This window comes from Clostridium beijerinckii, assembly GCF_008705175.1.
GTDB lineage: Bacteria > Bacillota > Clostridia > Clostridiales > Clostridiaceae > Clostridium > Clostridium beijerinckii.
This window is the reverse complement of the sequence record NZ_CP043998.1, coordinates 3,556,455-3,571,937: the sequence shown is the minus strand read 5'-3', so window position 1 is coordinate 3,571,937 and position 15,483 is coordinate 3,556,455. Positions and strand designations below refer to the sequence as shown.

Genomic DNA, 15,483 nt, shown 5'->3' with positions numbered 1-15,483 from the left:
TAACATGCATTATGAAAAAGAGCTAAAAAGACTAAATGAATATCAAAGAGAAGCAGTACTTGATGAAAGTAATGCATGTGTTGTAAATGCAAATGTTGGAAGTGGAAAAACAACAGTTTTGATTTCAAAAATCGTGTATCTTCATTATGCAAAAAATATCAGTTATAAAGATATGATTGTATTAACTTTTACTAATAAAGCTGCAAATGAAATTAAAGAAAGATTAATGGTTTCTGATGAGAGTATAAAAGCAGAGGAATTAGAGGGCTTTGGAACCTTTCATAGTGTTGCACTTCATTTACTTAAGGAAGTATTGCCAATTGAAAAAATAAGATATGAAAAAGATTTTCTAGTAATAGAGCCAGATGAGGAATTAGACATTGCTTTGCAGATAATTCAAGAAGAAAAGCTCAAAATTAAATATAAGAACCGTCTAAAAAAGAGACTTGAGCAAGCTATGATTATTGAGAAAGAAGAAGAGAAGATTTCACCTTATGATGATGATATTTTTAAGCTTGTAGAGCTGCTAAAGGAAGAGAAGATAAAACAAAATAAGATGTCTTTTTCAGATATATTACAAAATGCAAATTTATTATTAGGTGAGCATAAAATAGAACCCAAATGGATTATTATTGATGAGGTTCAAGACAGCGATAAAATACAGCTTGATTTTATTGATAAGTTAGAAGGTGAAAATACTAAATTATTTGCAGTTGGTGATCCAAATCAGGTTATTTACAGCTGGCGTGGAAGTTCCTTAAATGTGGTTTATACCTTAAAGCATAAATATAATGCAAAGGAGCTTTCCCTTCCAATAAATTATCGTTCAAGTAATGCTATTTTAGAAGCTGCAAGATGCTTTCAGCAAAATGGAAGCCGCTTAATGGGAGATAGAGAAACTGAAAATAAAATCATAGTTAAAAATCATTATAATCCTTTTAATGAAGCATGTTATTTGGCAGATAAGATCAAGGAAATACATAAATCAGGTGTGCCTTATAAGGAAATTGCAATTTTTTATAGACTGCAAAACCAGTCTCAAGTATTTGAAGACGTATTTTTAAAAAATGATATTCCTTTTGAAGTATCTATGAAGAAAACCATAAGTGACAGTCCAGTGTTAAATTGGATGATTAAACTATTTCGTTTTTGCGTAAATCCTAATGATTTTTCCTCTGCAATTTATGTTCTTAGCAATAAAGAATATGGAGAGAAAATGACAGAAAAGACTGCAAGAAAAATAGTTAAAGAGCAGAACATAATTAAGTCAGAACTATTAGAAAAAATGCATGAATTTTTAAATAAATGTTCTGAAATTAAGCTGGCAGAAGAGATTTATAATTATTTTGAATTTGATAAATATATAAAGCCAACTTCAGCTACATATATAGATGATAAAGAAGCTATAAATGCATTGCTTAATATAATTATAGAGTATGTTAAAGAAAAACAAATGACATTTTTAGATGGACTTAGAGAGTTTATAAATTCATCAGCTTTATATGGCGTAAATATTTTAAAGAAGGATATAAGCAGCGATATAGATTCTGTTAAGCTTATGACATTACATGCCTCTAAAGGTTTAGAGTTTTCTTATGTGTTTATTACAGGAGTTAATTATGGGCTAATTCCACTTCATACAAGAGATATGGAGGAAGAAGAGGAACAAAGATTATTTTTTGTTGGAATTACAAGGGCAAAAGATTATCTAGAGCTGTCCTATTACACGAATCCAGATTATCAAAAGGCAGCCCCTGGAGAAAGTAGATATATTCATATGATTCCAGAGAAATTAATCCAAAATGATAAAGTTAAAAGTAATAATGTAAATCTTCAAGAACTTAAAAAACAAATTCAAGAGGCAAAGGCACAAGGAAAGAAAGAAGAAGTTTCAGTTACTGAAAAAGTGGAATTACCAGTAGTTGAAGAAATAAATGAAACATTAATTAAACAAGTAAACCACAAGAAATACGGAACAGGAAAAGTCCTAAAAGAAGATGATATGATGATTGAAGTGGAATTTGAGAATTACGGAGTGAAAGAATTTATAAAAGCGTTTAGTGAACTAGAATCTTTGTAGATATTTTTCTTATATAGGTAATGTGCAAAATATAATTAGTAAATAAAAACAACATTTTAAAGATAATAAGCTAATTAATGAAGTAATTTGAACAAATGAAATTATAGGAGGAACAAAAATGATTATATATATATTTAGTTTTATAATTTTATTATGCGTTGGTATTACAGCGTTTATAAAATTGAACCCAGCTTTCGGCGGAAAGCCTACAAAAGAACAACAAGAATTTTATAAGAATTTAGATAATTATGTTAATGGAAAATTTGTTAATGAAACTCCAACGGGTTTGGGCATGAGTGCTTCAGATATTTTATCAATGCTTAAAGATTCGATTGCAGGCGCTGAAAATCGAAAGCCTCATGGTGAAATTCCTGTGGAATCAATTGATTGGGAAAAGATCAAAAGTGAAAAAGATAGTTTGACTTGGCTTGGTCACTCATCCTTTTTACTTAGCATCGATAATAAAAAACTGCTGATAGACCCAATTTTAAGTACCATTGCATCACCAGTTTCATTTGCGGGAAGTAAAAAATATAAATATAGTGAAAATATTTTGGATATTATTGATAAAATTCCACCTATTGATGCAATCTTTATATCACATGACCATTATGATCATTTAGATTATAAATCTATTGTAAAACTAAGCAGTAAAGTATCACATTTCTTTGTTCCTCTAGGAGTAAGTTCTCATTTAATGCGATGGGGTATTTCTAAGGAAAAAATTACAGAGCTTAATTGGTGGGATGAAATGAATTATCAAGGTTTAACAATTGCATTAACACCATCAAGACATTTTTCAAAAAGAGGAATATTTGGCTCAGATGCAACTCTATGGGGAGGATATGCAATTATCGGAAAAAACATAAATTTATATTATAGTGGTGATGGAGGATATGATTCACATTTTAAGAAAATAGGAGAAAAATATGGTCCTTTTGATATTACTTTGATTGAGGGAGCTCAATATGACAGACGTTGGTTTTGGGCGCATATGAAACCAGAAGAAGCCGTTCATGCTCACTTAGATGTAAAGGGTAGGAATATGATGTTAATGCATTGGAGTGCATTTACCTTGGCCTATCATGGTTGGAAAGAACCAATAGAACGAGCCTTAAAGGAGGCCAAAAAGTCAGAGATTAGTTTAATAGCCCCTAAAATCGGCAAAACAGTGCTATTAGATTCAAATATAAATGTTCCGTTTTCTTCATGGTGGGATTTTTAACTAAGAAGATGATATGATGATTGAAGTTGAATTGGAAAGTTTTATTTATCGGAAATGATAGTAAGTCAGTTCAAAAATGGTGAGTGTTATTCAGTATTAAGTAGAACGATTACTAATAAAATTCAATAAATGTTTAAAAATTTTCTTAAGTTAATAACAAATTATGTGAATTAGCATACTATAATATTATAAATCAGTTGGTTAAGAATTTATAATAAATAACAAAGGAGAAAAGAAAATGGGATACAAAGATTATGAAATGTATTTAGAATCCGAAGAAGTGGAATTTGATTCTACTAAAAAATGTGGTTGTGAAGATGAAGAAAAAGATAAAAAAGGTTGCTATAAAAGAAATTACCCTACAGGAGCTGCATTAGAAGAAGCTTATCGTGCAGGTCGTAAAGATGGATATAAAGAAGGATACTGTGAAGGCTATGACAAAGGATCAAAGGATGGATGCAAGCAAATAAAAGAAAAAATTGCTGGATGTATAGATAAAATTGAATGTTGTTAATTAATAAATTAGTGATTTATAGATAATTCAAATAAATGAAGATTATATAAAAATAGAATATCTCTTGGAAAATAATATTAAAAGCAGTGGTAGGAGCAATCCAGCTACTGCTTTTTGTTGTTTTAGTTTATCTAATATTAGATAAATTAATTATAAAAGTAATAATAGACATAGGACTTATTTCGATTATTAAATTTAATGAGACACGGAAAAAATAGTTAATATACTAACTAGTATATTATAATAATTAGTATATTATGATTTTAAAGAAAATGTTCATATTAAAGAAGAATGATTATATATGAATAAATAAAGCACTTTTAAATAAATAAGTTAAATGGTTGAATAACACTAAGCAGCATAAGCACTCTTTTATCGATAACTTAAATTAACCTATAGATAAAAATAGGTCAAAAAATACTAATAGAGAAGGTAGAATAGAAATCATGAGGAATTCTTAAGCATTAAAAATTATGTTGGGAGATAGATTAGTAGTATAATAATATAATCCGTCTTTATACAAATTCTGTGCCCTTTATTTTTTTATGTACTCCTCATAAGGGAAAGGAACTATGATTTCTCCATCAACAACATTATAGTTAGTATTTTCTATAGGGCTTAAATTGTTAACTAAATTCATTCCAACATTATAGAATACTTCTGCTAAAACTTTAGGGTCTTGAATAACAGTACCAGCCATAAAGCCTTTATCAATTAAAGATTTTGCTTCTGGAAGTCCATCAATTCCAACGATAGCTATATTTTTTGATTTTTCGCCCTTATTATAGCCATATTTTTGAAGTGCCTCAACTGCCCCTATTGCCATAGCATCATTATTTGAAATTATTGCCTCAATCCTACCATCATATCTAAGAAATAAGGATTCGATAGAATCTTTAGATAAGCTCTTAAGCCAATTAGCATTTACCAATGCTAATTGTTCTGTGTTTATCCCTGAATTACTAATTGTTGAAATAGCATATTTTGTTCTGTCGATTGTGACTGGATCTTTAGCTTGACCATGCAATAGAACATATTGTAAAGTGTTATCATTATTTTTATCTAGTGAACTTTTATTAGAATTCCATAGATTAACGAGAATTTTGCCTTGAACAGTCCCAGCTAAATCAGAATTTGCCAGTATAAAAGCAGCTTTATCATAATATTTAGAAACTTTATACACTACTTTCGGATCTATATCTAAAAAAACTATTGGAAGATTTTTTGATCTAACATTAAAAATAATATCTTCAACGAAGTTTTCACTTGTATCAGCTAAGTTTGCCAAAATTAAATCGAAATCATTTTTAGAAATGGAATCTATTGTCTCATTTTGGAGCGCTATATTGTTTTTTCCATCAAAAAAAGTAAATTTGATTTTATCAGAATTATCCTTTTGAATGGCTTCTAAGCTTTGTTTAAGTGATGACATAAATGGATCAAACTTATATAATAATACAGCAATATTGGTTGTATTTTTATTATTTAAATTTAGACTATAAAACGTGCTAATTTCAGTGAACTTTACTGTAATATTCATTAACAATAGCATAGCTAATACTTTCTTTAATATCCACATTATAATCCTCCATCTAGGGCACTCGGTTTAATGGTATATATCACCATCACCAACGCTTGCAATTCTGAAATCAGCCTTAAATGGAATTAAATTATATCTTTCATTTCAAAGGCATCTTTCATATTTAGTATGGCATTAAAAATAAATAACATTCCTTAAGAAAACTAATAAAAAAGATAATTAAATTTATAAATTAGGAGTTATTATGGCTGTTGATTTTTTTATACTAATTGCTATCATTTTATTTCGACAATTTGCATTATGCAATGATATATTTTATTGCTAAAAATATAGGAATTTAAAGAAAATAGATAGTTATATAGGAAAAGTAAAGGAAAAATTTTCTTTACAAAAGAACGCAGTTTCAATATAATATATTAAAGAGAACGTATGTTTGCATAACTAGTAGATTTTATTTAAGAAATGGAAAAAATATTTGAGCTTAAGTATCATATAGAAGGGTGTAAGTGGGTACTATTTAAAATATAATGAAACTCATTTTTTGCTAATAAATATTGTGATAAAAGGAATGATAATTATGGTAATAAAGGATAAAGAATTAGATATAAATTTAATAAATTCAGTAGAGAAATACTTAAAATTAAATTATAGTGAGCTATATGATAAGAATGATTTAGGCGCAGTATTTGATGAAGCTAAGAAAGATGATGAACTTAAGTTAAAAATATTTAATTCAATAAGAAGATTTATAATGAATTAACTTTTTGATAGTTCCTAGATATCAGATAAAATGAATGTGGAGGAATAGAAAATGAAGAATACAGTATATCTTTATGTATTTGATACAATGGCAGACTGGGAAATAGGTTATTTAATCGCTGAAATCAATTCGGGAAGGTACTACAAAAAGGGATTAATGCCGCTAAAAGTAGTGACTGTAGGAATTACCAAGGCCCCTATTACTACAATGGGAGGCCTTACAATATTGCCAGAAATTGAACTTGAGGAGTGTAGTACTCATGATACTGCTGCTTTGATTCTACCTGGTGGGAATACGTGGACAGAAGCAATTCATGCTCCAATTATAAGAATGGCTGAAAAATATTTAGAGAAGGGTATTGTTGTAGGGGCAATTTGTGGTGCTACAATAGGACTTGCTATGGGTGGAGTACTAGATAAACGAGATCATACAAGCAATGACCTAGGGTATCTTAAAATGGTCTGTCCAAACTATGATGGAGAAGTGTATTATAAACAGGAATGTGTAGTAAATGATGGAAGTTTGATTACTGCTTCTGGAATAGCTCCTCTTGAATTTGCTTTGCATACATTGAAAATTCTAGATGTATTCTCTCCGCAAACCCTAGATTCTTGGTACAATCTGTATAAAACCCAAGAGTCAAAATATTTCTTTGAGCTTATGAACTCAATTCAATAAAAGGTTGCTTAAAGTGGGTAAGATAGCTACTTTTCACTGCAACAATTGGGAATATAGAGTTAAGAAAAAGTACTTATTGTCATAAAATAAGTACTTTTTTTAAGTGAAAATTGTCCATTAATTTATTAATTCATTTGATATTTCAGGACTGTCTTTTACTTTTTATTCATTAGAATTAATCCGACTATACTTAAACATATTCCTAGAGCATTCATAGGGGATAGTTTGGTTTTATAAACGAAAATACCAACTACAATTAATATTATTGTTGAAATTATACTTACAAAAAGAGGAGCAACGGCTATATTCCATCCACTTCTATAGATATATAAATATCCTATTTCCAGGCCTAATGCAGATATCCCTAGTACATAACTTGCCCAATTTAATTGTTTTAAAGAGCTTATAATATTGCGGTCTATGGGTAAGATAATTAATGCTAATATAGAGAATATTATTGCGGTAATATATGTGACTATCATTGATATAAACGGATTTGTTGATTGATTGATAGATTTTTGACTGATATTATATATTACAGTTGCTAAAACTGTGATTATCATAGATATATAGTACATATAATAGTACATCCTTTCTTATATGTTTTGAAATAGTAATCATTAGAATAAAAGCTTCTAAATCCTTTATTCTAATGATTATAGATATTGCAATTACTTCATAATGGTGTTTTTTATTTGTAAGATTACTAATTTTTCATCTCCATTATTTGTGAATCCATGGCTTTCTTCATGTGGAGATAACATTACATCATTCTCTTTAATTGAAAAATCCTTGCCATTTATAGTTATTATTCCTTTGCCGCTAATTACATAGAATATTTCATCTAAATCTGAATGTTTGTGAGGAGTCATTGTTTCACCAGGTTCGTAGAATAAAATACCTGAGTCCATTGTGCCCTCTGTAAACAGTGCTTTCCTTTTGATTTTTTCTGTAGTATCGTTAATGTTCAAAATTTTCATAGTTATACGTCTCCTTAATTTATAATATTTATTTAAGCTAATTATTAAAATTCTATTTTATGGTAAAGACACATTTGATTTTTTCATAATAGATTTCCTCCCATGCTTTGTTGACTTATGGTATTATAATATAATCACTATTAACTTTTTACAAGAAGGCACTATTTTGTATGGTACGAACTAAATAGTAAGTATCAATTTATATATGATAGGAGTGAATGCTGATGACATGTGGTAAGTTATGTCCAATTGAAGAGACTGTTAAACTTATTGGACACAAGTGGAAAGTTCTTATTTTAAGAAATTTACATGATGATGGAACACAAAGATTTAACCAACTTGAGAATGGAATTAATGGGATAAGTCAAAAAATGTTAACACAGCAGCTTCGACAAATGGAAGCTGATGGATTAATTATTAGAAAGGTATATCCTGAAGTGCCACCTAGGGTTGAATACTCACTTTCAGAGCTAGGGAAGAGCTTAAAGCCAGTTTTGGATTCTATGAACATCTGGGGAGAAAATTATATAAATGCTAATAAACACCTTTATGAAGATTAAATTAGAGTATATACATTTTGTAAGATAAGATGGAAGTACAATTCTACAAACTTACCATATAACAATGATATGGTAAGTTTTGCTTTATATATATAATATGGGTATATTAGCAGGTGATCCTTTTATTCAGAAATTGAATTTGCGATTTTTTTAATGAGCTATGACAAGATATTACACAGTATGCAGATTTGACATGGTATATTGAAAAGTGCTTTTTAAAAATAGAATAAATATGATAGAAACTACTTATTATCCTATTTGCATAATTATATAATTATTCCAATTTTTTATTTTTAATGGTAAAATATATACATTAATAAGAAAAAAAGGGGATTTTTAATGAAAAATAAAATGCTTATAAAGACTTTATCATTGTTTTTAACAACAACAATATTACAACTATCGGGTATTTCAGCTAAATTATTTAATGGTAGTGGTATTGTGGAAGTAAATGCAGCTACAAAAAGCTATGCTGAAAAAGAAAAACACATTATGTCATCAGTAGAGATTCAAGGGAATCTGATTGAAGGACAGACGTTAACAGCTATAGTTAGGGATGCAAGTGGACGAGACATAACTAAATATTGTGTTATTGGTTGGGAGTGTCTTGAATATCCAACAAGTGCTTCACAATCAATTTATGGTGGTCCTAGTTCTAAAGATAAAAACAAGCAAAATCAGTATACTCTAGAAAAAGAGGATGTAGGAAAATATATTAAAGTAATAGCGGAAGGAGACTATGTAAATCCAAATGCTCCTGCTGGTGATTTCCGGGTTGCAACTAAAGAATCTTCAATTACTACAAAAGTTGAAACTAATCCTTCAATACATTGGCAAAAAGAAATTGACGCTTCCGAGGATTTTACAGCTACGGATTGGTATTATTTAAATGATGATGGTTCAAAAATTTCAGGTTGGAAACAAATAGGCGGAGATTGGTATTATTTTTCACCTAAAAATATGAAAATGCAAAAAGGCTGGAAATATATAAATGGGAAATGGTATTATTTAAATAAACTTGATCATGGTGAAGGTAAAATGTTAACCGATTGTTGGATTGAAGATGTAACAACCCATAAGGGACAAAAAAACACATTTAAATTTTATTACATTTCTAGTGATGGCACAATGGCTACTAATACAACAATTAATGGACATTATTTAGATGCTAGTGGTGCTACCACAGATAAGATTGATAAATTATTGGTTCAAAATTATTAAATATAGTATTATTTTAAATTAGTTCTATTTTTAAAAATCGTATTATTCAAGAAATTGAATTTGCGATTTTTTTACTGCATAATTCTAGTATAGAACGTATGAAGAGGAGTATATTAAGATGATTAGAAGGGAATGTATACCAATATAATGGAGTTGCAAAAACAATCACATCTGCTTTTTCTATTTCAGGAGCGAGAGCGTTAAAGTCATCATCAAATGAGCAAGGAGTTCCTTTACTGAAGCAAGTGTCACAGGCAATACATCCTTTTATATTTTTCTTTCCAACTTCATATTTGACTACTTCATGATCTGATTGTATTGCTCCTTTAATAAATGCTTCAGATAATAGATAACTATTACCACCAACTCTTCCACTACAAATTAACATTAAATAGCATAAACTTTTTTTTATAAAGACATAATAAAATTATACAACAGATGGGAAGAAGGATTTAAATGGAAGCATTTAAGAGAATATTAAGTATAGCCTTACTTGCAATTATATTGGTTATAATGCTTGGAAATAATTCATATATGACTACGAATGCCAGCACAAACTATCGTCAAGGCTCTACTGTTAGAGTGGGCTTATTTACAAGAGACCTTAATGATGATTACATGATACTCCTTCGCAAAAATTTTGAAGATATTCAAAAGAATAATCCTGGAGAAGTTGAATTCTCTTTTTATAATGCTAATTATAATCAATCAACACAAAATACAGATATTGAAAATGCACTTCATAACGGCATTGATCTTATATTACTAGATATGGTTAATCTACTTGAAATACGAGATATGATTAACAAAATCTCTAAATATAACATCCCAATAGTATTCTTTAATAGAGTACCATTTTCAATGGAAGCAATTAAATCGTATAAAAAGGCTTTTTATGTAGGAACAGATTCAGTACAAGGCGGTACTGTACAAGGGAAAATGATTGTTGATGCTTGGAACAAGCATAAAGAATTGATTGATAAAAATAAAGATGATGTATTACAATATGTATTGCTCGTTGGCGAAAAACTTAATAAAACCTCCATCGATAGATCAAAATACTCCGTTTCAACTATTAATCAAGCTTTTATAAAAACCGAACAACTTGCATCTCCTATTTTGAATTGGAACACAACATTTGCTAAAGATTCTGTTGATGCATTATTCTTAAGATATGGTAACAAAATAGAAGCAATAATTTCAAATGATGACTCTATGGCAATCGGTGCTGTTCAAGCGTTGCAAAAATATGGTTACAATACCGGAAATAAATCTAAGTCAATCATAGTTGTCGGTCTAGATGGAGTATCTGAAGCTAAAGAACTGGTTTCAAAAGGCTTCATGTTGGGTACTGCTTCACAAGAAACAACTGATATGACTAATACAATATATACCGTAGGAATGAATTTAGTTAAAGATAGAAATCCTCTTGAAGGGGTATCCTATAAATCAGATGAAACAGGAGTGGCAGTTTTACTTCCATATGAATCATATACCGGGCCAATGTTTCAATAATAATTAATTTACTAAAGGTGAAATTGAAATAGGCATACATTATTTTAACTCAGATATTTACTTAGGTTTTATTCTTGACTTGAAGTTAACTCTAGGTGATATAATATCAAGTAAATAGGTTAATATAACCAATATATTTATGGAATTGCGAGAAAGGCGATGATAATATGGTAAATGTTACGCTAGGAAGAACTGGGATAGTAGTAAATAGAAATGGATTTGGTGCTCTCCCTGTTCAGCGTGTCTCTAACGAAGAAGCAGTAAAATTGTTGAGGAAAGCTTACGACAATGGTATTAATTTTTTTGACTCAGCAAGAAGTTACACTGACAGTGAGTATAAAATTGGTCTTGCTTTAAGTGATGTTAGAGATAAAATAATTATTGCAACGAAAACACCATCAACTACTGTTGAAGGTTTCTGGAGTGATTTAGAAAAGAGTCTTGCTATGCTTAAGACAGATTATATAGATATTTATCAGTTCCATAATCCAAGTTTCTGTCCTAAACCTAATGATGGGACAGGTCTATATGAGGCTATGCTAGAAGCAAAAAAACAAGGAAAGATTCGTTTCATAGGAATTACAAATCATAGATTACCAGTAGCTATAGAAGCTGTTGAATCAGGTCTTTATGATACATTACAGTTCCCATTTAGCTATCTTGCTGATAAAAAGGATGAGGATCTAGTAGATTTATGTAAAGAGAAGAATGTTGGATATATCTGCATGAAGGCATTATCAGGTGGGCTTATAACAAGAAGCGATGCAGCTTACGCATACCTTTCTCAATTTGATAATACTTTACCTATCTGGGGAGTTCAAAGAGAAAATGAATTAGATGAATTTATCTCATATATAGACAATCCCCCTGCAATGACAGAGGAAATTAAAGAATTTATTGAAAATGAGAGAAAAGAGCTTGTAGGTGAGTTTTGTCGTGGATGCGGATATTGCATGCCATGTCCAGCAGGCATAGAGATTAATAATTGTGCAAGAATGTCCTTACTTCTTCGTAGATCTCCAACTGAGGGGCTTCTTTCAGGGGAAGGCCAAGCTAAAATGAAAAAGATTGAAGATTGTATAGAGTGTGGTAACTGTAAGGCTCATTGTCCTTATGGTCTTGATACTCCAAATCTTTTAAAAAGAAACTATGAGGATTATAAAACATTTCTAAAGAATATAGGTTAAGTAATTATAGATACCCAACTTTAAAACTAAATTTATGTGATATCTTACCGAAATCATAAATATTTTGATTCCGAAAAGCTATGAAAATATCGCTGAAGGTTCTAAGCAGCAGGTTGTATCATTTTAGCATGCTCCAACTTTAAGTTTGACAAGCTAAAATGGAACAAACTACAGCTAAGAACCTTTGACATCTCATTTTCAAATGTTTTCTACACAAATATATTTATGATTTCTAGTGAAGATATGAACTCAAAGTTTTAGCAACTTTGTAAATATGTTCGTCTAATATGTCAAATTCTTGTTTTGGAAATCTATAAAGACATAGATAAACAAATTATAAGTTAGATTTATACTATGAAATATATCATAACTGGAAAATAGAAATATTTTTATAACCTCAATGGTCATAATATTCAGCAGAAATTTGGAAATAAGCTGTTAAAAGTCCTTGATTGTAGGTTGTACTACTAATACTTGTGAAGTGAGAGTCCAAAATTTTCTTTTGGGTTCTCGAACTTCCCTAGGAAATTGGGAGCAAGCATTAGTGATGCAACCTTTTATTTAGCACTTTCAGCGAAATTTTCATAGTCATGTGAAGTAACAATGTTTCTACTTTGGGTAGATTATCGCATAAATCTAAAGTTAATGTTTTTCATTTTTCTATTTTTATAGATTTTCTACATAGCTTTTTAGCATATCTATAAAGACCAATGTTCCTTTTGAGGGGATTATACCTTTTTGCATTACATATGAGAATGGGCGAGTGTAAGTTTGTTTTGTTTTTAAGGTGGAAATTTCATTATTTTTTAAGGAATTCTCAATTACAAGTGAAGAAATAAAAGTTATTCCTAAATTGTTTTTAACAGCTTCTTTTACAGAATAATTACTTCCAAAAACAATGATATTTTTAGCGTTAATATTATTATTTGATAAGAAGAGATTCAAATATTGCCTAGTACCAGATCCTATCTCTCTACTAATCCAAGTCTGATTTTGAAGATCCTCAGCTGAAAAATAGTTATTAACTAAGTAGTGATTGTATGGAACAGCAACTTCCATTTTGTCAGTATAAAATTTTTCGATCGTAAAGTGGGAAGGAGGAACAGTACCTTCAACTAGAGCAATATCAACTTGAAAATTCTTAACTTTTTCACATATGTTATGTGTGTTTTCAATTGTCACTTCTAATTCTAACTCAGGATAGGCCTTTGCAAATTTTCCTAAAAAGGCTGGTAGTAAGTATTCTCCTATAGTAAAACTGGCCCCTATATGCAGCTGACCTTTTACAACATCCCCATAACCTAACAGATCATTTTTAGTATCATTTAGTAGCTTAATCATTTGTTTTGAACGCTCATAGAGTAAATACCCAGATTGAGTTATGTTTATATTTTTCTGTTTTATGGAACGTTGAATTAAAGTTGTATTAAAATACTCCTCAAGATGCTTAATATGTAAACTTACACTAGGTTGGGATAGATTAATAGATTCAGCAGCTTTAGTGAAGTTTTTATATTCAACAACTGCTATAAAAGTTTTTAATTCATCAAGCATGGAATCATCCTTTCTTAATCATTAATATTATTAATCATTATTATAGAATATATATATTTTACTTATGATTATACACCTAATATACTAAAAATAGAAAAAGAAGTACTTCATATTCAGATAAATATTTTAGAAGGTGATATGAATGAGTTTAAATATAATTAGAGATAAGAAATTATCAAGAGGAATGGATAAGGTTTTAGAAGTTTTACCAGGAGTTATAATATGTACAATAATCGCATTTATCGCAAAGTATTTAAGTAATTATGTACCTAGCATAGGGGCAGCATCTCTAGCAATATTCATTGGGATGGCAGCAGGAAATACATTTTGCAATAGAAAAATATATCAAAAGGGATCAAAATTCGCAGAAAGTGAACTATTGTCATATTCTATAGTTCTGTTAGGCGGAACATTGGGAATTCAAACTATATTAAAATTAGGTTTTTCAGGAATATCATTTATAGTATTTCAAATGAGTATTACTATAGCACTTGTAATTTTAATTGGGAAAAAGCTTAAATTTTCAGAGAACTTTAGTTTTTTAATGGCAAGTGGAAATGCAGTTTGTGGATCTTCAGCTATAGCAGCTACTGCACCAGTAATAGGAGCAGGGGATAGTGAAAAAGGCATAGCAATAACTATAGTAAATGTTACAGGAACAGTATTGATGCTTGTTCTTCCATTTATAGCTAAAGTGATATTTTCATTAGAGACAATAAAAACCTCCGCTTTAATAGGAGGAATACTTCAATCTGTAGGACAAGTTGTTGGTAGTGCAAGTCTAGTAAATGAACAAGTTAAGGATTTATCTACAATATTTAAAATAGTAAGAATAATATTTTTAGTTGTTGTTGTATTAATATTAGGAAAAATGAAAAATAAATCTGGTAGAGTAGAAAGCGGAAAATTAAATTCAAAAATAAAAATACCTTGGTATGTATTGGCCTTTTTCCTTATGTGCTTAGCATTTACTGCTGGAGTTTTTCCAATGAATATTTCTAATATATTTAAATTAATAAGTAGCAACTTTGAAGTAATTGCTCTTGCTGGAATAGGGATGAGAGTGAATTTTAGACAACTTATAAGAATAGGAAAGAAAGCTGCACTTTATGCCTTAGCAATTGCCTTAATCCAAATAGTTTCAGCAATTTCACTTATCACAGTATTTTTATAAAATGCTATTCTTTAATATAGAGTTGAAATATAGCATTATAAAAATTATAGGTGGGATTGCCCACCTGTGATACTCAATATAAGAACATTGTTCATCAGTTTTTTTGCTAATTCATAAATTAATATTTCATATTAATGCCTATCTATCTCAACTATTCTAGTCATATCTTCAAATAATATCTTTTCATCTATTGGACCTATTAACGTCTTCACCCTTGCAGAAGCTACAGCACCTTTAAAACTTCCTATTGAATAAGATTTTATTCTACTATAATATTGATTTCCTGCTTCTATAGCTCTTTCCTTCAATTCAGGATCATTAGGAGATTTACTCAATTCTAAAAGAAGTTTATAATAAACCTTTTTATAAGGATTAGATTCCCACATCGTAAAAACTACTTGAAATATAACAACTCCAATAGTTGCAATACATGCTATTAATACCTGTATTCCCATATATACTCTCCATTCTATAAACACGAAATAATTAACTATT

The 15,483-nt window shown here is 29.5% G+C and carries 16 protein-coding genes; 10 read left to right on the top strand and 6 right to left on the bottom strand.

What is annotated here, in order from left to right:
- The first annotated feature begins 4 nt into the window (after window positions 1–4).
- From F3K33_RS15965 to F3K33_RS15955, 3 genes are all read left to right on the top strand, one after another.
- Entirely contained in the window at window positions 5–2,080 is a 2,076-nt protein-coding gene (locus F3K33_RS15965; protein WP_039773611.1) for an ATP-dependent helicase, read from the top strand.
- Window positions 2,081–2,198: 118 nt separating this feature from the next.
- Complete coding sequence (locus tag F3K33_RS15960) at window positions 2,199–3,305, top strand: MBL fold metallo-hydrolase (RefSeq protein WP_039773612.1); 1,107 nt, start codon at window positions 2,199–2,201, stop codon at window positions 3,303–3,305.
- A 238-nt stretch (window positions 3,306–3,543) separates the two neighbouring features.
- Complete coding sequence (locus F3K33_RS15955; RefSeq protein ID WP_017212361.1) at window positions 3,544–3,819, top strand: FliH/SctL family protein; 276 nt, start codon at window positions 3,544–3,546, stop codon at window positions 3,817–3,819.
- 535 nt (window positions 3,820–4,354) lie between these two features.
- On the opposite strand, the gene F3K33_RS15950 is transcribed toward F3K33_RS15955, so the two are convergent.
- On the bottom strand, window positions 4,355–5,398 hold the full coding sequence (locus F3K33_RS15950; RefSeq protein WP_017212360.1) for a galactose ABC transporter substrate-binding protein: 1,044 nt from the start codon (window positions 5,396–5,398) through the stop codon (window positions 4,355–4,357).
- Between the two features lie 538 nt (window positions 5,399–5,936).
- Here F3K33_RS15950 and F3K33_RS15945 point away from each other — a divergent pair.
- Window positions 5,937–6,119, top strand: a complete 183-nt coding sequence (locus tag F3K33_RS15945; RefSeq protein WP_012059328.1) for a hypothetical protein — start codon at window positions 5,937–5,939, stop codon at window positions 6,117–6,119.
- Between the two features lie 51 nt (window positions 6,120–6,170).
- On the top strand, window positions 6,171–6,797 hold the full coding sequence (locus F3K33_RS15940) for a type 1 glutamine amidotransferase family protein (RefSeq protein WP_039773614.1): 627 nt from the start codon (window positions 6,171–6,173) through the stop codon (window positions 6,795–6,797).
- Between the two features lie 155 nt (window positions 6,798–6,952).
- Here the strand turns inward: F3K33_RS15940 and F3K33_RS15935 are convergent, their stop codons facing one another.
- Both F3K33_RS15935 and F3K33_RS15930 read right to left on the bottom strand, forming a co-directional pair.
- Window positions 6,953–7,375 (bottom strand): membrane protein, encoded by a 423-nt coding sequence (locus tag F3K33_RS15935; protein ID WP_039773615.1) that lies wholly within the window; start codon window positions 7,373–7,375, stop codon window positions 6,953–6,955.
- A 93-nt stretch (window positions 7,376–7,468) separates the two neighbouring features.
- Complete coding sequence (locus F3K33_RS15930; RefSeq protein ID WP_039773617.1) at window positions 7,469–7,777, bottom strand: cupin domain-containing protein; 309 nt, start codon at window positions 7,775–7,777, stop codon at window positions 7,469–7,471.
- Between the two features lie 224 nt (window positions 7,778–8,001).
- On the opposite strand from F3K33_RS15930, the gene F3K33_RS15925 reads away from it, so the two are divergent.
- Window positions 8,002–8,337, top strand: a complete 336-nt coding sequence (locus F3K33_RS15925; RefSeq protein WP_023974991.1) for a winged helix-turn-helix transcriptional regulator — start codon at window positions 8,002–8,004, stop codon at window positions 8,335–8,337.
- A 339-nt stretch (window positions 8,338–8,676) separates the two neighbouring features.
- Window positions 8,677–9,558: a hypothetical protein gene (locus F3K33_RS15920; RefSeq protein ID WP_039773619.1), complete on the top strand. Its 882-nt coding sequence runs from the start codon at window positions 8,677–8,679 to the stop codon at window positions 9,556–9,558.
- A gap of 46 nt (window positions 9,559–9,604) precedes the next feature.
- Here the strand turns inward: F3K33_RS15920 and F3K33_RS15915 are convergent, their stop codons facing one another.
- Window positions 9,605–9,946 carry a flavodoxin family protein gene (locus F3K33_RS15915; RefSeq protein ID WP_017212355.1) on the bottom strand — a complete coding sequence of 114 codons (342 nt, stop codon included), beginning with the start codon at window positions 9,944–9,946 and terminating at the stop codon, window positions 9,605–9,607.
- A gap of 68 nt (window positions 9,947–10,014) precedes the next feature.
- Here F3K33_RS15915 and F3K33_RS15910 point away from each other — a divergent pair, with 68 nt between their 5' ends.
- Window positions 10,015–11,073, top strand: a complete 1,059-nt coding sequence (locus F3K33_RS15910; protein ID WP_017212354.1) for a galactose ABC transporter substrate-binding protein — start codon at window positions 10,015–10,017, stop codon at window positions 11,071–11,073.
- 167 nt (window positions 11,074–11,240) lie between these two features.
- Window positions 11,241–12,260, top strand: a complete 1,020-nt coding sequence (locus tag F3K33_RS15905; RefSeq protein ID WP_039773620.1) for an aldo/keto reductase — start codon at window positions 11,241–11,243, stop codon at window positions 12,258–12,260.
- A 666-nt stretch (window positions 12,261–12,926) separates the two neighbouring features.
- On the opposite strand, the gene F3K33_RS15900 is transcribed toward F3K33_RS15905, so the two are convergent.
- A complete protein-coding gene (locus F3K33_RS15900; RefSeq protein ID WP_039773621.1) occupies window positions 12,927–13,814 on the bottom strand; it encodes a LysR substrate-binding domain-containing protein in 888 nt (295 codons plus the stop codon).
- A gap of 142 nt (window positions 13,815–13,956) precedes the next feature.
- On the opposite strand from F3K33_RS15900, the gene F3K33_RS15895 reads away from it, so the two are divergent.
- Complete coding sequence (locus tag F3K33_RS15895) at window positions 13,957–14,988, top strand: YeiH family protein (protein ID WP_039773623.1); 1,032 nt, start codon at window positions 13,957–13,959, stop codon at window positions 14,986–14,988.
- 131 nt (window positions 14,989–15,119) lie between these two features.
- On the opposite strand, the gene F3K33_RS15890 is transcribed toward F3K33_RS15895, so the two are convergent.
- Complete coding sequence (locus F3K33_RS15890) at window positions 15,120–15,443, bottom strand: hypothetical protein (RefSeq protein WP_039773624.1); 324 nt, start codon at window positions 15,441–15,443, stop codon at window positions 15,120–15,122.
- Window positions 15,444–15,483 lie beyond the last annotated feature (40 nt).